This window comes from Pseudomonas savastanoi (genome assembly GCF_020917325.1).
Lineage (GTDB): Bacteria > Pseudomonadota > Gammaproteobacteria > Pseudomonadales > Pseudomonadaceae > Aquipseudomonas > Aquipseudomonas amygdali.
The window spans coordinates 603269-622982 of the sequence record NZ_CP076652.1 but is presented as its reverse complement, the minus strand read 5'-3'; the positions used below and the strand labels follow the sequence as shown (position 1 = coordinate 622982).

The window sequence follows — 19714 nt, the reverse complement described above, 5'->3', positions numbered from 1 at the left end:
TCGCTCCCGAGTGCAAGGCAAAGCCGTGTAGTTTACAGGGACTTACGCTACAACACCTCACTGGAAACGTGTCCGCCCGCTCATTCAGTAGCCGGTGCCGCCGTAATCGACTTCGAATTCCATGCCGACCACTCTGGAAACAGCGGTTTCCAGCCGTCCGTCGTCATGCAGACGCAACCAGCGATAACCCGGCGCCGTGGTGTCCACCTTGAAATCGGCACTGCCCGGCGCGAACTGGATGCAGGTCGAGGGCGACGCCAGCAGGCGCACGCCGTTACGCATCTGGTCGAACTCCTGATGTACATGCCCCCACAATACGGCCCGAACCTGCGGGAATCGATCCAGCACCGCAAACAACGCGTCAGCATTGCGCAGACCGATGGGTGCCATCCATTCACAGCCGATGGCCACCGGGTGGTGATGCAGGCAGACCAGATGATGCCGGTCAGGCGCTTCGCTCAATGACTGCTCCAGCAACTGCAATTGCCCAGCGGCCAGAAACCCCGGCACCGAACCGGGCACTGCCGAATCCAGCAGCGTCACCCGCCACTGGCCGATGTTGATGATCGGATCAAGCAGCCCTTCAGCCTGTGCCACATGCTCCATCTGCGGCAACTCATCATGATTACCGGCAAACCAGCGCGCGGGCGCGGCGATCTGCGTACTTATCCGGCGAAACGCTTCGTAAGACTCGACGCTGCCATCCTGGGAGATATCCCCGCTGGCCACCACAAGATCAATATGTGGCTGCTCGGCGAGGACCAGATCAACGACTTTTTCCAGACTGTCGCGGGTACTCATACCCAACAACGCCCCGTCCGCCTCGGCGAACAGGTGGCTGTCGGATATCTGCACCAGCAAAACTGACGATGAAGGGGCTGCGCTTGGCAAGACCGTCTCCCAGAGAGGATTCAGCGCGATTATGTGATGTGGCAGCGGGCGGGTAAACCGGGAATTACAATAACGTCCTTTCACGCGCGATGCGGTGGCGAGCGAGCGCGTTAAAAAAGGGAGTGGCCGGACGCCAGAGCTGACGCCTTGCAGCGGCCTAACGAGATCTATCGCTACATTAGATTAAAACGAATTGAAGATTAGGTGCTCGCAGCTCCCCAAGATTATCCAAGACCCATTCTTACTGTTTCGCATCCAGCTTCAAATGCGCGAAGCTGCTTCAGGGGAGGGTCATTATCTCAGCCGACGCACCGATGAGCGCACAGCGTCAGCATGGGTTATCTCATATCGCGCTCGGACGTTTGAAATCAAAGATCTGGCTATGCCGCTGAAACTCGACTGCGCTATAGTCAAGCAGATTTCTCCTACAGCAGGCAAGGTAATGGACTACGACTTTTCGCGACTAACAACTAGATCCTTCGAGCAATTGATTCAAGCCCTGTCGATTTCAATCTTAGGCGGTAAAACACAAATATTTGGTGATGGGCCTGACGGCGGGAGGGAAGCAACATTTCAAGGAACGACATCAGTCCCTGAAAAAAAATACCAGTGGGACGGGTACATCGTAATACAAGCGAAATTCCGTCAAAAAACAAGACATGACGACAATGAGTGGGCATTAAAAGAACTAAAAAAAGAACTTGATAAGTTTGCAAATACAACTAGAACACTAAAAACACCCGAATACTACATATTTGCAACAAACATCTCGCTATCATCAGTTGCAGAATCAGGGGGCAAAGACAAGGCAAGTAAGCTTATAGAATCTTATAAAAATAAAATCGGGCTAAAAGACTATACACTTTGGGACCAAGATCAAGTATCCAGACTATTAGATGGACAAGAACAGATCAGAAAAAGCTATGCCGCTTGGATTACTCCTGGCGACGTCCTGTCTGAAATAATTAATAATTTAAAGTTAAAAACACCCGACTTTCGAGCCGTAATGCATAACTTTATTCAGAAAGAAATGCGCTCTGAACATTATGTAAACTTAGGTCAAGCAGGAAATACTGGGGTAGATGAAATCCCCTTAGCTTCTGTGTACGTCGATCTTCCATTAGAATACGCCAACCACTTACCGGAGCCTGAAACCAGCCAAGGTAATGAAGAAAATCAAGAAGCTTTTGGCGCGTCCTTTCTGAATGAGCAAAACGTAGGGGCTATAGAGAGATTGATTGCTATATCCTCTAACAAGCTAGATCCACAAAGCAATATAAAAGAATCAACCTCCGAAAACGATGAGAATACCCTATCCGCCAACCAAGACGGAAAGATAGTTTTTGTTGGCGGGCCAGGACAGGGAAAAAGCACCCTAACTCAGTTTTTCTGTCAAATAAATCGCGCAAAAATAATTAACAGCACAAAACTTCAAGTCGACTCAGAAACAAAAAAAAGAACAAAGTTAGTATTATCTACTTTACAAGAGGAAGGGATGGGGGAGCTACTAGTAGCCAGGTTCCCTTTTCGCATTGAACTTAACAAATTCGCTGCTGAACTAGCAAACAACCAAGTATCATCCGTACTTCAATACATCGCTAAACGCATAAAAACCAGAACAGATTATTCGGTCGAACCTGAGGACCTTCGTATCTGGTTAAAATCATATCCATGGCTTATTGCACTTGATGGGCTAGACGAAGTACCAGCCACATCAAACAGAGTGCAAGTTATTGAAAAAATTCAAGATTTTCTAGTTGATGCATTTCAAGCCAACTCTGATTTAATGCTTATCGCAACCACCAGACCGCAAGGATACAGCAACGATTTCTCACCGAGATTGTTTCAACATTTAAAACTGAAGTCGCTAGATACTGACACAGCCCTAAAGTACGCAAAAAAACTCATTAACAGAAGATGGTCAAATGATACAGACAAGGCAGAACAACTTCTAAGCAGATTATCTATAGCCAGCGCCGAAGAGTCTACTGCAAGGCTAATGCAATCCCCACTGCAAGTGACAATCATGACGCTTTTGGTGGAAACTCTCGGAGAACCACCAAAAGAGCGCTGGAGATTATTCAATGAATACTATCAAGTTATAAACAGAAGAGAAAAAGAACGAGCAATCCCAGCAGCAAAACTATTAAATACTTATCAAGCAGACATCGATGCAATACATCAAAGCGCAGGACACACACTCCAAGTAAGCTCAGAGAGGACAGGGGGGACTAATTCTTTACTTGACTTAAATCAGTTTTCTGACTTGGTGGACGATCGACTTGAGAAAGAGGGGCATTCAGGAGTTGAAAAAAGCAACCTGCAGAAAAGTATCATAGCTGCGGCTTTGGAAAGGCTAGTTTTTCTCGTTGCACCACAGGAAAATCAAATAGGATTTGAAATTAGATCACTTCAAGAGTTTATGGCTGCTCAGCACCTTATGACAGGTACAGACAAAGAAGTTCTTGAGCGCCTGAAGTTGATAGCCGGGGCAGCTCACTGGCGGAACGTATTTCTATTCGCAGCAGGGCGTTGCTTTCATGATAAGCAGCATCTAAGAAGCGGTTTACATATGATATGCTGTGAGCTGAACGAACAGAACGAAGATCCCATTGAAACCAGCAAGCTTAATAAGATAATTTTTGCCGGAAGCGTTTTAGCATTAGACATTCTTGAAGATGGCGCGGTAGCCAACCAGCCAGGACAGACAATAATATATTTAAGACTTGCTCTTAGAGCAACTGAACTACCTCCAAGCCAAGAACAAATTCGACTTGGAAATCTATATAGGGACAAATATAAAGAGATTTTCTATGACCATTTATCACAAAAGATAGATGATACTGTTTTTTGTAGAACCTTAGGCGCCTGGCAAACTTTGGCCCAACTTGTTAAACACGACATTAGCTGGGCATTCAATCTCGCAGAAGATAAATGGCCTAAAGACCTGCACAATTCTGCAGAACTAATAAAAGCTTTGCACTCAAACAATCATCATAGCAACTGGCTAAATGAAAAAACAACAAACACCAACTTGCAACTACCAATTATAGAGTCTTTCTGGCCCACCGAAAAAGGCACAGATGATGTCGCAAAAATAAGCAACTCACCAGACTGGCTAAATGAGATACTTGAAAGTCTAAACAGATCAGACCAAGAAGAGCTAAAATTAAAAGGAGTACCTAATTCCTTTAATTTCAAATTGATTTCGCACAAGGCGCAAAAGTTAGTATCTCCGCCTCAGTCCTCTGTACATCCAGAATGGCGCTGGCTTGCTCATGCTATGAATTTTAATGCAGCACCTTCTAAAGAACTTCTATCAGAACTGCTTATAAGCTTATCGTCGCTCTGCAAAAGTAACAGTTCTTTTGAGTTGGGCCAATGGATTCACACAATATCTTGGCCGCTCCTGAACTGCATAGTATTTACAGAAAAAAAGATAGAATACATTCGCCTTGCAAATGCAGCGTTAAATGGTGAACTTGGAGACTCTACAGACTGGCAAAACGCAGAGCTAAGGTGGATTAAAGACGGCATTTCCTCCGATGACCTTAACTACACACCTAATAACTTACCATACGACAAATCCATCGCAACATTAGGCTTTCCTTATAAATTTTTCGGCATGTCCTTGGCCCACGACGAACATATGGAAAAGGTACCTTCTGCATTATTAAACATTTACACCACGCTAAAAAAAGATGACGCCAAGGCATTAATTAGCAGAGCACTACTTTTCACTATAAACAATAAAGGCCAACGCCCTATTATTCAGAGAATCCTAGATGAATCACCCGAAATTATTGGGGAATCAGAATGGACCAACCTTCGCTTTCTTGACGAAATACCGGACTCATATTGGGAAAAAGACGAGCCTTTAACTGAAATTGAAAGACTTGCCCAAAGCTCTAAACCATATGCCAATCAACGAAAAAGCATAGCAGCTTCAAAAATAGAAAGGCGACTTAGAAAAGATGAAAATAATGAATCACTAATAAATCTCTTGTCGATACTTTGCTCTAAAGGGCATATCCCTTTAGACAGCACCAATACGCATACAACGTTTCTATCTCAAAAAACCAATGCCGCAGCAGTGATTATCGAGCTATCCAAAGAAAACCCTAGAGTGAAGCATGCCTTACACTTCGCAGGCATATTAGCCAAGAGCAAGGATTACCTAACCATATTCTTTGAGGTTCTAAAAGTAAAAAACCCAAAACACCTTCCTGAAAAACTACTAATTTCAATTTATGAAACGATTTCTTCCGAAGACTGGGAAAGCAAGAGAAAGCTGCTAGCGGCTATGCAAACGCTGCACAAAAGTAAGCTTAGCTTAGCCCGTGATAGCGATTTACCTTTTTAAACCGTAACAGTTTAAGCTCTCCTATATATGCTCCGACAAACTTACCGCCGTAGCGCGAAAAATCAATCGGAGCATCCTTAACGGGGCAAGATGATAATCTTAACAAAAAAAGCAAGACACACCTCAGGAGCCAACCAGCTTATATTTTTGTGCCCCCTTAAAGTTCATCATAGAAACGCTATAATTAAAGCATTCCAACCTCACAAAACTCGACTATAAAAACCTCGATACATTAATAATCTTTTAAATTAAAATTTGTAGAAACTTTCATTAGCCTTGTACACGCCTAGATAAAAACTTCGTTCAGCGCACCGCCTCAAACTCATGCCCACACGCCAGGCAATGACTCAGCCATTCCCCCAAAAACAAATTGAGCTGGGCCTTTTCGTCTGGCTGGTGCATGTCCGCGTTGGGGTAGGGATAAATCCCGCGAAAGCGCCGCGCATGCTCGGCGCCAATGACTTCGGCCATGCGCGCGTCGTGGTAGACCTGAACCTCAAGCACAGGCACCGGCAGCCATGGCAGGCTGTGTTCCTGGCGGACTTGCAGGGTGGTGGTGTACGGGCAGTCGAGCAAAACTTCGACGGCCAGTACGCCCAGCATCTGGTCACCCTGTGTAACGGCGACGCGGCGTGAGCGCTGTTCGTTGCGCATGTCGGGCAGCAGGCGCATCAGGCGCGCGTAGTTGGCCTCACACGCAGCCTGCAGTCCGGCAAGGTCGACACGGTAGCGCTCGCGCAATAGATTCACGACCATAAACCCCTTATCTCCGCCCGATTCAGCGCCAGCCATTGCAGGGCGATAATCGTCGACGCGTTTTTGATTGTTCCGTCTTTCATCGCCTGCATTGCGTCATCGAATGACCAGACTGTGACCCGGATGTCTTCGCCTTCGGACTCAAGCCCGTGAATTCCGCCTGCCCCCTCACTGCTGCACTGCCCCAGGTACAAGTGAACAAACTCATTACTGCCACCTGGAGAAGGAAAGTATTTGGTGATGGGCCAAAGCGAGCGGAACACCAGTCCAGCTTCCTCCTCTGCCTCGCGATGAGCAACTTCTTCCGGCTGCTCATCCTTATCGATCAGCCCGGCGACCAGTTCGATCAGCCACGGGTTGCTGGTCTTTTCCATGGCACCTACGCGGAACTGCTCGATGAGCACCACTTCGTCACGCTTGGCATCGTACGGCAGTACACAAACCGCATCGTGGCGAACGAAAAGCTCGCGGCTGATTTCCTTGCTCATGCCACCTGCGAACAGTTCGTGGCGCACATGCAGCTTGTCCAGCCTATAGAAGCCCTTGAAGCAGTTTTCACGCTGTATGGTTTCAAAAGCGCTTGGTGCAGATCGTGTGGTCTGGGTCATGGGTTTCTCGCTTGCCGCCGTTTTTGACATCGGGTCATCCTAACGCGCATCGACGGTAAGATGCAGCCCCCTTGAAGATGCAGGGTAGACGGCCGGGACTTAAAACAATTCTAATCTGCCATGATCGAACCGAAGACGTTGTTTACAGTCCAACCAGCCTGCATACGCACAACGCAACCGCCTTTACTGACACTGCCAAGGATCAACATGTCGTTATTGAGGATCACTTCACTGGCTTGCCTGGCCCTGTTGCTCGGCGCCTGCCAAAGCCTCTTCACGCCCAACATGCGCACACCGCTGCAAGTCCAGCGCGATGCTTCCGAGCTTATCAAGCCAGGCTGCACCACGGCGGACTGCCCGCTGGTGAACATCGATACCGTGCATTTTCCCGATGAGCCGCGATTGGACGCCATCGTCCAGAAGACCTTGCTGCAACTGACCGTTGCCGACAGCAGCGCCTCGCCGCCTGCGTCCATCAAAGCCTATCAGGAGCAGTTCCTGAGCCAGGCCCAGGGTCGCAACAGCAGTTATCTGCAAGCCAAGGTACGTGAGCAGCATGACGGTATCGTGGTTGTCGAACTTTCCAGTTATCTGGATACCGGTGGTGCCCACGGCAACCCCGGCAGGGCGTTCATCAACTATTCGCGTCAGCAGCAGAAAGTTCTGACCCTGGCCGACATGATCATTCCGGGCAAGGAAAGCGAATTCTGGCAGAAGGCCCAACTGGCCCACCAGGGCTGGCTGGTCTCGACCAAGATGAATGAAGACAGCGAGTTCATGAAGACCTGGCCGTTCAAGCGCACGCCACACATCGCGCTGACCTACGGCGCAGTGATCCTCAAGTACTCGGTGGATACCATTGCGCCGTATTCGATGGGTCACATCGAGCTGAAGATTCCTTACCCTCAGCTCAATGGCATCCTCAAGCCGGAACTGTTCCCCGGTCGCGGTTGATTGCACCGCCGATCAACAACTGCAACACGCCAGCGACAACGAGCGCTGGCAGTGTTGCACCGACATTCGGGTAAAAGCCAGCCAGCAGGTGATAGGTGCTGAGCCCGCCCAGCCACGCCAGCAGACTCATCCAGCGCAAACCGCCCTCCGCTACCTGACCACTGCGACGACGCAGGATGAAATGGTCGACCAGCACCACGCCGAACAGCGGCGCAAACACCGAGCCGATCAGCAGCAGGAAGTTCTGGTATTGGGCCAGCGGTGCCAGACAGGCGATCAGCGTGCAGATCACGCCGATGATCAATGCCAGGTGCTCGACCTTGATGCGTGACAGCAAAGCACTCGATACCGCCGCCGAATGCATATCGGCGAACGCATTTTCCGTCTCATCCAGCAGAATCAGCAGCAGCGGGATACCCAGACCTGCGCCGGCCAGCGCCAGCAGCAAGGCATTGACCTCACCGCTAGGCGCGAACGCCAACGTATAGGCAGCGCCCAGACTCATCAGCCAGAAGTTACCGATGAAAAAGCCTGCAGCCGTGCCGCCGAAGACACTTTTCGCACGTTGGCCGAAGCGCGAGTAGTCAGCAATGAGCGGCAGCCAGGACAGCGGCATGGCGATGGCAATGTCGAACCCCGAAGCAAACGGCAGCGAACCGTCGCCGGATGTCGCCCACAGCGCTGACAGATCAGCCTTGCTCAGCAGGTTCCAGGTCAGCCATGAACACGCGGCCAGCAGTATCCAGATTCCCCACTTGCGTAAGAATCGGCGCACGAAGGTCAATGGCCCGCTGACCGCCAGCAGAGTGGCCAGCGCTCCGAAAAACAATGTCCAGAGCAGCGGACTGGTCAATAGACTGCCCTGCGAAAAAGCCCGATCGCTCAACAGACTGGCGGCGTCGCGCATGACGATGATCTCGAACGACCCCCAACCGATCAGTTGCAGCAGGTTCAACACCGCAGGCAGCGACGCGCCTTTGCTGCCCAGGCTGAGTTTGAGGGCTGCCATGGAAGACAAACCGGTGTCACTGCCGATCACGCCGACACTGGCGAGCAGTAAAACGCCCACCAGCGTGCCGAGGAAAATCGCCAGCATCGAGCCGGACATGCCCAGCCCCGGTGCCAGCAAGGCCCCGGTTTGCAGCACCATCAAACCGATGCCGAGGGAAAACCACAGGGAAAACAGATCCCGCCCACCGAATACTCGCTGGCTGGCGGGTACAGGGGTGTCGGGAGAATAGGTGCCAGGTGTGTTCACGTTGGTGTCTCGTGTGGGGTGTTGATCGGTGATTCGGGATCGGACGCAGAGCGTGGGATCATCGCAATTATCGTGCGGCGCTCTGCGTCGCATGCCGTTCTGGACGCTCCGCGTCCTCTTGACGACGCAGAGCGTCGAGAACTACATTCCCACGCTGGAGCGTGCGGAACGATAATCTCAACTATCGTGCGACGCTCGGCGTCGCATGCCGTTCTGGATGCTCCGCGCCCTCTTGACGACGCAGAGCGTCGAGAACTGCATTCCCACGCTGGAGCGTGCGGAACGATAATCTCAACTATCGTGCGGCGCTCTGCGTCGCATGCCGTTCTGGACGCTCCGCGTCCTCTTGACGACGCAGAGCGTCGAGAACTGCATTCCCACGCGGGAGCGTGCGGAACGATAATCTCAACGATCGTGCGGCGCTCTGCGTCGCATGCCGTTCTGGATGCTCCGCGTCCTCTTGACGACGCAGAGCGTCGAGAACTGCATTTCCACGCGGGAGCGTGCGGAACGATCATCGCAACTATCGTGCGTCGCTCTGCGTCGCATGCCTTTCTGGACGCTCCGCGTCCTCTTGACGACGCAGAGCGTCGAGCACTGCATTCCCACGCTGGTGAACTGCCCCCAAGAAGTTGGACACCAATCCGACCTCATGGGGGTGTTCAAATGGGTAAGTATTCAGAACAGTTCAAGCTCACTGTCGTCAAAGCGTATCTTGAAGGCAACATGGGCTTTCGTATGGTAGCCCGCCAGTTCTCGATCGATTTCAGTCTGCTTCGACGCTGGGTCGCTAACTACAAGAGTCATGGTCACACCGGCCATCGCAAGCCTGGTCTTCGATACAGCGAAGCTTTCAAGCGCTCAGTGCTTGAACACAGGCGTGAACACAAGCTGTCGCTCCGTCAGGCCGCTGCGCATTTTGGTATCGGGGATCCCGGCCAAATAGTCATTTGGGAAAAGCGGCATTACAGTAGCGGTACAGCCCCGTATGTTCCTGCCAGAAGAAAGCCTGTCGCCATGCCAAAGAAGCCTTATCCCGCCAAACCAGTAACCGCCGACGATACGCAGAAGACGCGCGACCAGTTGATGAGCGAGCTTGAATATCTGCGCATGGAGAACGCTTACCTAAAAAAGTTGGAAGAGCTGAAGGAGCAGAAACGACGGCAACCGAAAAAGCCCTGATCATCAAGCAACTGAGGGGCCGGTTCCCGCTTTGCGCTCTGCTGAGGCTGGCGGGCTTGGCACGCAGCACGTTTTACTACCAGGTTCAGGTGCAATCCAGACCCGATCCCGATGCTGCTTTGAAACAGTTAATCGAAAGCATTTACCACGAGGAGAAAGGCCTTTATGGCGCTCGGCGTATCACGGCGGTCATTCGCAATGCAGGTATTTTGGTCAACAAGAAGGTTGTAGAACGACTGATGGCAGAACTGGGCCTGCGATCAGTGGTGCGCCCCAAAAAATACCGCTCCTATAAGGGCGTAATCGGAACCATTGCGCCGAATTTGCTGGAGCGCAATTTCAGCGCGCAACGCCCGAACCAGAAGTGGGTGACCGATGTGACTGAGTTCAAGGTAGGCAATCGAAAGCTGTATCTCTCACCCGTGATGGACTTGTACAACGGTGAAATCGTGGCGTATGAAGTGTCGACAAGGCCGAGCTTTGAGCTGGTCACCAGCATGCTGGACAAGGCGCTTCAGCAGTTGCAGGACGAGCCGAAGCTTGTGATGCACTCGGACCAGGGCTGGCAGTATCAACATGCGCAGTATCGCCATAAGCTATCGGTACGAGGCGTCAAACAAAGCATGTCCCGTAAGGGCAACTGCCTGGACAATGCGGCAATGGAAAGCTTTTTCGGTACACTGAAATCCGAGTTTTTCTACCTGAAACAGTTTGAAAGCATCGATGAGTTGAAAGCAGGTCTGGATGAGTACATCCACTACTACAACCATGACCGCATCAAGCTGAAGCTCAACGGTCAAAGCCCCGTAAAGTACAGGGCTCAGGCGGCAAGCTAAACCGTCCAACTTTTGGGGGGCAGTTCACTGGAGCGTGCGGAACGATAATCTCAACGATCGTGCGACGCTCCGCGTCGCATGCCTTTCTGGACGCTCCGCGTCCTCTTGACGACGCAGAGCGTCGAGAACTGCATTCCCACGCTGGAGCGTGCGGAACGATAATCTCAACTATCGTGCGACGCTCCGAGTCTCGCTCTCTACACCTTCTTGTACAGCTGGCTGCCTTCCTGCTTGAAGCGCTCGGCCTGCTCGGCCAGGCCTTTAGCAACGTCGACATCCACCGCCTCGATCCGCTGGTTGGCGGCGTACTCGCGTACTTCCTGGGTGATTTTCATCGAGCAGAATTTCGGCCCGCACATGGAACAGAAATGCGCGACCTTGGCCGAGTCCTTGGGCAGGGTTTCGTCGTGGTACGAGCGTGCGGTGTCCGGGTCCAGGCCGAGGTTGAACTGGTCTTCCCAGCGGAACTCGAAACGTGCCTTGCTCAAGGCGTTGTCTCGGATCTGCGCGCCCGGATGGCCTTTGGCAAGGTCCGCTGCGTGAGCAGCAATCTTGTAAGTGATGATCCCGGTCTTCACGTCATCCTTGTTCGGCAGCCCCAGGTGCTCTTTGGGCGTGACGTAGCACAGCATGGCGCAACCGAACCAGCCAATCATCGCGGCACCGATGCCCGACGTGATGTGGTCATACCCCGGCGCAATATCGGTGGTCAGCGGGCCCAGAGTGTAAAAAGGCGCTTCGTCGCAGCACTCCAGCTGCTTGTCCATGTTCTCCTTGATCAACTGCATCGGCACATGACCGGGGCCTTCAATCATGGTCTGTACGTCGTGCTTCCAGGCGATCTTGGTCAGTTCACCCAAGGTTTCCAGCTCACCGAACTGCGCCGCATCGTTGGCGTCGGCAATCGAGCCCGGACGCAAGCCATCGCCCAGCGAGAAGCTGACGTCATAAGCCTTCATGATTTCGCAGATGTCTTCGAAATGGGTGTACAGGAAGTTTTCCTGGTGATGCGCCAGGCACCACTTGGCCATGATCGAGCCTCCACGGCTGACAATCCCGGTCACACGTTTGGCGGTCAGCGGCACATAACGCAGCAACACACCGGCGTGGATGGTGAAGTAATCAACGCCCTGCTCGGCCTGCTCGATCAGCGTGTCGCGGAACAGCTCCCAGGTCAGGTCCTCGGCCGCACCGCCGACTTTCTCAAGAGCCTGATAGATTGGCACAGTGCCGATCGGCACCGGCGAGTTGCGGATGATCCATTCGCGGGTTTCATGAATATGCTTGCCGGTAGACAGGTCCATGACCGTGTCAGAACCCCAGCGAATGCCCCAGGTCAGCTTGGCGACTTCTTCTTCGATGGAAGATCCCAGCGCGCTGTTACCGATGTTGCCGTTGATCTTCACCAGGAAGTTGCGGCCGATGATCATCGGTTCCAGTTCGACGTGGTTGATGTTGGCCGGGATGATCGCACGACCACGGGCGATCTCTTCGCGCACGAACTCGGCAGTGATTTCCTTCGGGATGCTCGCGCCGAAGCTGTGCCCGGCATGTTGCTGGGTCAGCAGGCCAGCGGCACGGGCTTCCTGAAGCTTCATGTTTTCGCGGATGGCGACGTATTCCATCTCGGCGGTAATGATGCCCTGACGCGCATAGTGCATCTGGCTGACGTTGGCCCCCGCCTTGGCCCGGCGCGGGTTGCGCACATGAGCAAAGCGCAGCGCGGTCAGTTCGGCGTCGCTCAGGCGTTGCTGGCCGAAGTTGGAACTCAAGCCCGCCAGGCGCTCGGTGTCGTTGCGCGAGTCGATCCACGGCGAGCGAACATCCGCCAGGCCTTTACGCACGTCGATGATCACGTTGGGGTCGGTGTACGGGCCGGAGGTGTCGTAGACCGTGACCGGTGCGTTGATTTCACCGCCGAAGTCAGTCGGTGTGACGTCCAGGGTGATTTCGCGCATCGGCACGCGGATGTCCGGGCGTGAGCCCTGAACGTAGATTTTCTGCGAACGGGTAAACGGCTGTACCGATCCGGAATCGACTTGTGCCGACTCGCTCAAATGGGCTGCGTTTTTTAGTGTTGTACTCATCACGGGCTCTCCAGACATCCGGTTGCGGATTTATTGTCGGAGTGACCTGACGTGACGGACGGGTGCACCAGTGCTGGTGCTGAGTATCGAAAGGAGACGTACGCTGTTCATTTTTTGAACAATCGACCCCGGACGATACTCAAGAGGACTCGCCGGGAGACGAGAAATCTTGTTCCCTACGCAGGCGCTAACCTGATCAGGTTCAACGGGATCCGGTTTAACCGATCTCAGCCTCATAGCAAGGCACCCCGACAAGAACGCGATCAGTCTATGCCGGGGCGCGGTCGCAATGCCAGCCTATTTGCACAGGGCTCGATAAATGGCGCAAATCGCCGATTGTTGCTAAAAGAGTCTGGCTCTACACTCGCTAACCCGGTTTCGCTTAAAACCGTGATTACTTTCTTCATGAACAGGGAATGCCTCATGCTGCGCAAACTTTCGTTGGTTGTGGCCGTTTCGTTTGCGTCCAGCGGCCTGACGTGGGCAGCCGATATGCCACTGCCGACCCAGACAGGTCTGCTGAATGTCTATCAGCAGGCGGTGGACAACAATGCCGACCTTGCGGCATCCCGCGCCGATTACGATGCCCGCAAGGAAGCCGTACCGCAGGCCCGCGCCGGTTTGCTGCCAAACATTTCCGGCAGCGCGCAAAGCAACAATACCCGCACCAGTATCGACCAGCCCAGAGCCGTGGCCACCCGTAGCGGTAACGTCTATCAAGCCACCCTGAGCCAGCCGATCTTCCGTGCCGACCGCTGGTTCCAGTTGCAGGCCGCCGAGGCGAGCAACGAGCAGGCGGCACTCGAGCTGTCGGCTACCGAGCAGAACCTGATCCTGCAAGCGGCACAAAGCTATTTCAGCGTGCTGCGCGCCCAGGACAATCTGGCCTCGACCAAAGCCGAGGAAGCAGCGTTCAAACGCCAGCTCGATCAGGCCAACGAGCGTTTCGATGTCGGCCTGTCGGACAAGACCGACGTGTTGCAGGCGCAGGCCAGCTACGACACCTCGCGCGCCAGCCGGATTCTCGCCAAGCGCCAGGTGGACGATGCGTTTCAGGCCCTGGTGACGCTGACCAATCGTGAATACAACTCCATCGAAGGCATCGTGCATACCTTGCCGGTGCTCGCGCCAACGCCAAACGATGCCAAGGCCTGGGTCGATACCGCAGCACAACAGAACCTCAACCTGCTGGCCAGTAACTACGCGGTCAACGCTGCCGAGGAAACCCTGCGTCAGCGCAAGGCCGGGCATGCCCCGACACTCGATGCCGTGGCGACTTATCAGCGTGGCGACAACGACGCACTGGGTTTCAGCAACCCTAACTACACCGGGCGCAATTATGGCGGCGACGTCGAGCAGCGCAGTATTGGTGTGCAGTTGAATATCCCGATCTACAGCGGTGGCCTGACCAGTTCACAGGTACGCGAAGCCTATGCGCGCCTGAGCCAGAGCGAGCAACGCCGTGAAAGCCTGCGTCGTCAGGTGGTGGAAAATACGCGCAACCTCCACCGTGCGGTGAATACCGATGTCGAGCAGGTGCAGGCCCGCAAACAGTCGATCATCTCCAACCAGAGCGCGCTGGAAGCCACTGAAATCGGTTATCAGGTGGGCACCCGCAACATTGTCGACGTGCTGGATGCGCAGCGCCAGTTGTATGCTTCTGTGCGTGACTACAACAACACACGCTATGACTACATCCTCGACAACCTGCGCCTCAAGCAGGCAGCAGGCACCCTGAACCCGGGCGACCTGCAGGATCTTTCACGCTACCTGAAGGCTGATTACAACCCGGACAAGGACTTCCTTCCGCCCGACCTGGCAACCGCCGCGCAGAAGAACTTCGAGCGACCTGCAAAGCGCTGAGATTGCTGACCGATCTGGATGCTCTGCGCCCGACTTCAAGTCATGCAGCGCGACGCAGATTTGTGACGCGGAGCGTCACCTAAGGCATTCCCACGCGGGAGCTTGAGGAACGATAGGCGTCTGGACGAGCTCAACTATCGTGCCGACGCTCTGCGTCGGCATGCAGTTCTGGACGCTCCGCGTCCTCCGACTCAGCGCCTGCCCATCAACCGCCCGATCCCGTCGAGCAGGCGTTGCAGCGCGCCCTGATTGGCCTTCATCACAGCCAGCCCTGCATCGGCCATGCTGCGAGCCTGCTGTGGCTGGTCGAAAAGCCCCTGCACGGCGGCGGCCAGCGTGGTCGCATCGCTGACCTCTTGCAACGCACCGGCAGTGCGCAGCATGGTGGCAATCTCGAGGAAGTTGAACAGGTGCGGGCCGCTGAGCACCGGTTTGGCCAGCGCAGCAGGCTCCAGCAGGTTGTGGCCGCCGTTAGGCACCAGGCTGCCGCCCACAAAAGCGATATCCGCCAGCGCATAGAGAAACAGCAATTCGCCCATGGTATCGCCCATCAGCACCGAGACGTCCGGCGTGACAGCCTGTGCGGATGAGCGCCGAACCGTCGCAAAACCCTGCTGCTGACACAGTGCATGCACGCTGTCGAAACGCTCGGGATGACGCGGTACCAGGATCAGCAGCGCATCAGGATGGCTCGTCAATAGCGTGCGATGAGCTGAAAGAACGCTTTCATCCTCGCCTGCATGGGTGCTGGCGGCGATCCATACCGGACGCTGCGTCGCCTGCCATTGCTCACGCAAGTGCGCGGCACGTTCCAGCAATTGCGGGTCAATACTCAGGTCGAACTTGATCGAGCCGGTCACCGCAACGCACTCGGGACGCGCGCCCAGATCACGAAAGCGCTGCGCCTCGACTTCTGTCTGCACCGCGAACCAGGCCATTTGCGCCAGCATCGGCCGGGCAAGCTTGGCAAAGCGTGCATAGCCCCTTGCCGAGCGCTCCGAAAGCCGCGCATTGGCGAGCACCACGGGGATCCCGCGCAGGGCGCATTGGTGGATGTGGTTGGGCCACAGCTCGGTTTCCATGATGATGCCCAGCCTGGGCTGCACATGATCGAGAAAACGCCCTGCCGCCCAGGGCAAGTCATATGGCAGGTAGCAATGCTGAATGCGCGGCTCGCTGGCGAACAGCGCCTTGATTCGTTCCGAACCTGTGGGCGTCATGCAAGTCACAGTGATCGGCAGTTGGGGGTATTGCAGCAGCAGCGCGCGAATCATCGGCGCGGCCGCGATGCTTTCGCCCACTGACACCGCATGCACCCAGATACCACCGCGCTGCATGGCAGGCAGACCGCTGGCGAACCGCTCGCCGATGCGTTGGCGATACGCCGGAGCCTTGCGCGCACGTAACCACAGGCGCAGGGCAACCAGTGGCAGGCCGAGATGAAACAGTAGGGTATAAAGGGTTCTATTCATGGGCGCGGAGTTTATCAGCCCGCCATCACAAGTCGCTAGAATGCGCAGCCTGACGAAAAGGAATGCACCATGAACGCTTATTACCTGCTGGCTATCGCCGTTTGCGCGGAAGTCATCGCCACCACCTCCATGAAAGCCGTGAAAGGGTTCAGCACTCCCCTGCCGTTGTTGCTGCTGATCACCGGTTATGCGATTGCATTCTGGATGCTGATTCTGGTGATGCGCACGATCCCGGTCGGCATCACCTACGCCATTTGGTCGGGCATGGGCATTGTCATGGTGAGCATTGCGGCGTTCTTCATCTACGGCCAGAAACTCGACCTGCCCGCGTTGTTGGGCATGGGCATGATTGTGGCTGGCGTAGCGGTCATCCAGTTGTTCTCGAAAACCGCCGGGCATTGAAAAGCCGATCCTTTATAATGCTCGTACTTTTTGCTCACTGAGGTGCTCATGCCATCGGTTATTTCCACTGACGTGCTGATTGTCGGGGCTGGCGTAGCCGGTCTATGGCTCAACGCCCGGTTGCGTCGTCAAGGGTTCTCGACAGTGCTGGTAGAAAGCGCCAGCCTGGGTGGCGGGCAAAGCCTCAAGTCTCAGGGGATCATCCACGGCGGTGCCAAGTACGCGCTGCACGGTGCGCTTTCCGGTGCCTCCGAGGCCATCGCCGACATGCCGCGCCGCTGGCGTGAAGCTCTTGATGGCAAAGGCGAGCTGGACCTGTCCGGTGTACGCCTGCTGTCCGAGGCCCACTACTTGTGGTCGCCGGGCACCATCGCCGGCAACCTCACCAGCTTCTTCGCCAGCAAGGCGGTGCGCGGCCGTGTGGATCAGGTCAAGGGCGAGCAATTACCGCCCGCACTGCAAAACCCCAAATTCAAGGGCAAGGTCTATCGCCTCGCGGAACTGGTGGTCGATGTACCAAGCCTGATCGGGCGACTCGCCGAGCTGGCCGGTGACAGCCTGCTGGCCGGTCAGAGCATCGAGCCGCTGTACGAGGGTGATGAGCTGATCGGGCTGCGCGTCGATGGGCGCGATATTCATGCCCAGCGCATCGTACTCAGTGCTGGCGGTGGCAACGCCGACCTGCTCAATGCACTTGGCGTGTCGCAACCGCAGATGCAGCGCCGCCCCTTGCACATGGTGCTGGTCAAGGGCCCGACCCTGAAACCGCTGTTCGCCCACTGCCTGGGTGGCGGTCCCAAGCCGCGCATCACGGTCACCACCCACCCTGCGGCTGACGGCCAGTGTGTTTGGTATCTGGGCGGCGATCTGGCTGAGGCCGAGGGCGTGGTGCGCGAGCCGGACGCGCAGATCGCCGTCGCCCGCAAGGAGCTTGAAGCCCTGCTGCCGTGGGTCGACCTGAGTCAGGCGCAATGGGCGACCCTGCGCGTGGACCGTGCCGAGCCTGCCCAGTCGGGGCTGGTGCGGCCAGACAACGCCTTTCTCGACAGCCAGCGTCGCCTGATGGTTGGCTGGCCGACCAAACTGGCACTGGCTCCGGACTTCGCTGACCGGGTTCTGTCGCAGCTTTCGAGAGATGGCATTCACCCGACACCGCAGTTACCGCTGGTTGATGTGCCACGGCCGCCGATGGCCATACCTGTCTGGGATGAGCTGCTGCCATGAGCCTGAAAACCCTTCACGACCTGCATCGCCCGCTCGGCAATAGCGGCCTGAGCGTATCGCCCCTTGGCCTGGGCACCGTCAAACTGGGCCGCGACCAGGGCGTCAAATACCCCAGTGGCTTCAAGATTCCCGATGACCAGCAGGCGCAGATGCTGCTGCGCATGGCCCGCGACATGGGCATCAACCTGATCGACACTGCACCCGCCTATGGCACCAGCGAAGAACGGCTCGGGCCGTTACTGCGCGGTCAGCGCCAGGACTGGGTGATTGTCAGCAAGGTCGGCGAAGAATTCGATAACGGCCAGTCGAGCCATGACTTCAGCGCTGAACACACCCGCAAATCGGTCGAGCGCAGCCTGAAACGTCTTGAAACCGATTTTCTCGATCTGGTGCTGGTGCATTCGGACGGCAATGATCTAGCGATTCTTAACGAGGCCGAGGTGTATCAGACCCTCGCCGACCTCAAGCGCGAAGGCAAGATTCGCGGCTTCGGCTTTTCCGGCAAGACGGTCGAAGGCGGTTTGCTGGCATTGCGAGAAGGTGATTGTGCGATGGTCACCTACAACCTCAACGAGCAAGGCGAGAAACCGGTGCTGGATTACGCTGCCGCCCATGGCAAAGGCATCCTGGTGAAGAAAGCGCTGGCCAGTGGTCATGTCTGTCTGACGCCGGGCATGGACCCGGTGCAGGCCAGTTTCCAGCTACTGTTTGAACATCCGGCGGTTGCCAGTGCTATTGTCGGCACCATCAATCCGTTGCACTTGGCGCACAACGTTGCAACTGCCGCTGCCGTGATTTGCCGTCAAGCCTGATTGAGGCGGCCGACCCCAACGCAAGAAGGAGCCGTTATGCCGCGAACACTGATCCGCAAGAACCCCAGCAACTTCAAGACCCTGCCGCTGTTCGTCGAGGCCACGCCGGAAGGCCTGAGCTACCAGAGCATCGGCATGCCGATGAACTTCGCGCAGACCTTGCAGCGGCGGCGCAAGATCGACGTGCCGGACACCGAACGTTTCTCCACCGAGCTTGCCAATCTGGGGGTGTCCGTTCGCCTTACCGTCAGCTGGCAGAATCGCGATTACTGGGTGCTGGTTCGCCAGCGTCGCCAGGACCGTGGCGACGTCGTACTCAAGCTGATCTCGGGTTATGTGCCGGCCCACGAACTGACCCTGCCACTGCATACCGCCATTCAGGAAGTGGCCGAAGAGTGCATGATCGAAACGCCTCAGGGCTGGCTGAGTGGACTGTTCAAAGAGACCTGGCTGCCTGCGCCATATGCCGCTGCGCTGCATTATCGCGAGGCCATGCCCTTTCGTCTGAGCCCGCTCTCCGGCGCAGCGCTACCGGTGCGAAGCGGCAGCCTGACACTGTTGGAACGCCCACGGGCTTATGTGCATTTACCCACCGCGTCCTTGCAGTTGATTTACGACATGCGCCTGGAAATCCCCAAGGAAGCGCGCCCGGTCAGCCTTTTCCATGTCGATGAAGTGTTGGAAAACGATCAACTGGTCGCCCGCCTTAACCGCAGCAAACCCGACCTGTACCTGATGCCGCTGGAAAATGGAGTGCCGCTGCCCGAGCTGTATACGCTCAAGCGCGACAAACTGATCCCGGCTGGCACCCGAGGGCTGTACCTGGCCGAAAGTTTTGCCGCGCAGGATGGCTGGATCGTGCGTGAGGAACGAATTCGCTGGAAGGACTGGCTACGCCAGCAGGGCATGGCCCCACCGGCGAAGAAGTCAGGACTGAAACGCCTGACCGGAAAAGCTCGGGAGCTGCTGCACGCCATGAGCGGCAAGCTGTGAGCCTCAAGCCTTT

Annotated in this window: 14 protein-coding genes and 1 riboswitch; of the genes, 8 read left to right on the top strand and 6 right to left on the bottom strand. The window is 55.3% G+C overall.

All coding sequences use genetic code 11. The features are described from left to right. Positions 1-84 precede the first annotated feature (84 nt). Positions 85-891, bottom strand: a complete 807-nt coding sequence (cpdA, locus tag KP808_RS02715; protein WP_230017401.1) for a 3',5'-cyclic-AMP phosphodiesterase — start codon at positions 889-891, stop codon at positions 85-87. 382 nt (positions 892-1273) lie between these two features. On the opposite strand from cpdA, the gene KP808_RS02710 reads away from it, so the two are divergent. Further along, complete coding sequence (locus tag KP808_RS02710) at positions 1274-5254, top strand: NACHT domain-containing protein (RefSeq protein WP_230017400.1); 3981 nt, start codon at positions 1274-1276, stop codon at positions 5252-5254. Positions 5255-5557: 303 nt separating this feature from the next. Here the strand turns inward: KP808_RS02710 and KP808_RS02705 are convergent, their stop codons facing one another. Together KP808_RS02705 and KP808_RS02700 are read right to left on the bottom strand one after the other, a co-directional pair. Further along, positions 5558-6010, bottom strand: a complete 453-nt coding sequence (locus KP808_RS02705; RefSeq protein WP_002551796.1) for a DUF1249 domain-containing protein — start codon at positions 6008-6010, stop codon at positions 5558-5560. Then, complete coding sequence (locus KP808_RS02700; protein WP_002551795.1) at positions 6001-6618, bottom strand: NUDIX domain-containing protein; 618 nt, start codon at positions 6616-6618, stop codon at positions 6001-6003. Before KP808_RS02700 ends, KP808_RS02705 begins: the two co-directional genes overlap by 10 nt. A 207-nt stretch (positions 6619-6825) precedes the next feature. Between KP808_RS02700 and KP808_RS02695 the strand changes: the two genes are divergently transcribed. After that, a complete protein-coding gene (locus KP808_RS02695) occupies positions 6826-7572 on the top strand; it encodes an RsiV family protein (RefSeq protein ID WP_004654549.1) in 747 nt (248 codons plus the stop codon). Here the strand turns inward: KP808_RS02695 and cytX are convergent. Beyond that, positions 7541-8830, bottom strand: coding sequence for a putative hydroxymethylpyrimidine transporter CytX (gene cytX / locus KP808_RS02690; protein ID WP_230017399.1), 1290 nt, complete (start codon positions 8828-8830; stop codon positions 7541-7543). The genes KP808_RS02695 and cytX overlap by 32 nt on opposite strands. A gap of 666 nt (positions 8831-9496) precedes the next feature. Between cytX and KP808_RS02685 the strand changes: the two genes are divergently transcribed. Further along, positions 9497-10848, top strand: a protein-coding gene (locus KP808_RS02685; protein WP_122259038.1) for an IS3 family transposase whose coding sequence is annotated in 2 segments (ribosomal slippage) — positions 9497-9956 and positions 9956-10848 — 1353 coding nt in all. Because the reading frame shifts where the segments join, the coding sequence is not laid out codon by codon here. 197 nt (positions 10849-11045) lie between these two features. Here KP808_RS02685 and thiC read toward each other — a convergent pair. Continuing rightward, the gene (gene thiC / locus KP808_RS02680; protein WP_005743016.1) at positions 11046-12935 is read right to left on the bottom strand and encodes a phosphomethylpyrimidine synthase ThiC; all 1890 of its coding nucleotides are present in this window, start codon (positions 12933-12935) and stop codon (positions 11046-11048) included. Between the two features lie 156 nt (positions 12936-13091). Beyond that, positions 13092-13196: riboswitch (TPP riboswitch) on the bottom strand. 162 nt (positions 13197-13358) lie between these two features. Between thiC and KP808_RS02675 the strand changes: the two genes are divergently transcribed. Next, positions 13359-14798 carry a TolC family outer membrane protein gene (locus KP808_RS02675; RefSeq protein ID WP_058399891.1) on the top strand — a complete coding sequence of 480 codons (1440 nt, stop codon included), beginning with the start codon at positions 13359-13361 and terminating at the stop codon, positions 14796-14798. Between the two features lie 191 nt (positions 14799-14989). Here KP808_RS02675 and waaA read toward each other — a convergent pair whose 3' ends face one another. Beyond that, positions 14990-16270: a lipid IV(A) 3-deoxy-D-manno-octulosonic acid transferase gene (gene waaA, locus KP808_RS02670; protein ID WP_005752733.1), complete on the bottom strand. Its 1281-nt coding sequence runs from the start codon at positions 16268-16270 to the stop codon at positions 14990-14992. 69 nt (positions 16271-16339) lie between these two features. Between waaA and KP808_RS02665 the strand changes: the two genes are divergently transcribed. The 4 genes from KP808_RS02665 to KP808_RS02650 are packed head-to-tail and all read left to right on the top strand — an operon-like array spanning position 16340 to position 19701. Beyond that, positions 16340-16672 (top strand): SMR family transporter, encoded by a 333-nt coding sequence (locus KP808_RS02665; RefSeq protein ID WP_002551789.1) that lies wholly within the window; start codon positions 16340-16342, stop codon positions 16670-16672. A 48-nt stretch (positions 16673-16720) separates the two neighbouring features. After that, entirely contained in the window at positions 16721-17896 is a 1176-nt protein-coding gene (locus tag KP808_RS02660; protein ID WP_230017398.1) for an NAD(P)/FAD-dependent oxidoreductase, read from the top strand. Continuing rightward, entirely contained in the window at positions 17893-18708 is an 816-nt protein-coding gene (locus KP808_RS02655; RefSeq protein ID WP_019742281.1) for an aldo/keto reductase, read from the top strand. Before KP808_RS02660 ends, KP808_RS02655 begins: the two co-directional genes overlap by 4 nt. A gap of 36 nt (positions 18709-18744) precedes the next feature. Beyond that, on the top strand, positions 18745-19701 hold the full coding sequence (locus tag KP808_RS02650) for a metal ABC transporter ATPase (protein ID WP_230017397.1): 957 nt from the start codon (positions 18745-18747) through the stop codon (positions 19699-19701). Positions 19702-19714: the final 13 nt, after the last annotated feature.

Excerpts from the sequence above, each read along its gene's own strand:
- KP808_RS02710 (WP_230017400.1), top strand. The coding sequence starts at position 1,274 with ATGCCGCTGAAACTCGACTGCGCTATAGTCAAGCAGATTTCTCCTACA.
- KP808_RS02705 (WP_002551796.1), bottom strand. The coding sequence starts at position 6,010 with ATGGTCGTGAATCTATTGCGCGAGCGCTACCGTGTCGACCTTGCCGGA.
- KP808_RS02700 (WP_002551795.1), bottom strand. The coding sequence starts at position 6,618 with ATGACCCAGACCACACGATCTGCACCAAGCGCTTTTGAAACCATACAG.
- KP808_RS02695 (WP_004654549.1), top strand. The coding sequence starts at position 6,826 with ATGTCGTTATTGAGGATCACTTCACTGGCTTGCCTGGCCCTGTTGCTC.
- thiC (WP_005743016.1), bottom strand. The coding sequence starts at position 12,935 with ATGAGTACAACACTAAAAAACGCAGCCCATTTGAGCGAGTCGGCACAA.
- KP808_RS02675 (WP_058399891.1), top strand. The coding sequence starts at position 13,359 with ATGCTGCGCAAACTTTCGTTGGTTGTGGCCGTTTCGTTTGCGTCCAGC.
- waaA (WP_005752733.1), bottom strand. The coding sequence starts at position 16,270 with ATGAATAGAACCCTTTATACCCTACTGTTTCATCTCGGCCTGCCACTG.
- KP808_RS02665 (WP_002551789.1), top strand. The coding sequence starts at position 16,340 with ATGAACGCTTATTACCTGCTGGCTATCGCCGTTTGCGCGGAAGTCATC.
- KP808_RS02660 (WP_230017398.1), top strand. The coding sequence starts at position 16,721 with ATGCCATCGGTTATTTCCACTGACGTGCTGATTGTCGGGGCTGGCGTA.
- KP808_RS02655 (WP_019742281.1), top strand. The coding sequence starts at position 17,893 with ATGAGCCTGAAAACCCTTCACGACCTGCATCGCCCGCTCGGCAATAGC.
- KP808_RS02650 (WP_230017397.1), top strand. The coding sequence starts at position 18,745 with ATGCCGCGAACACTGATCCGCAAGAACCCCAGCAACTTCAAGACCCTG.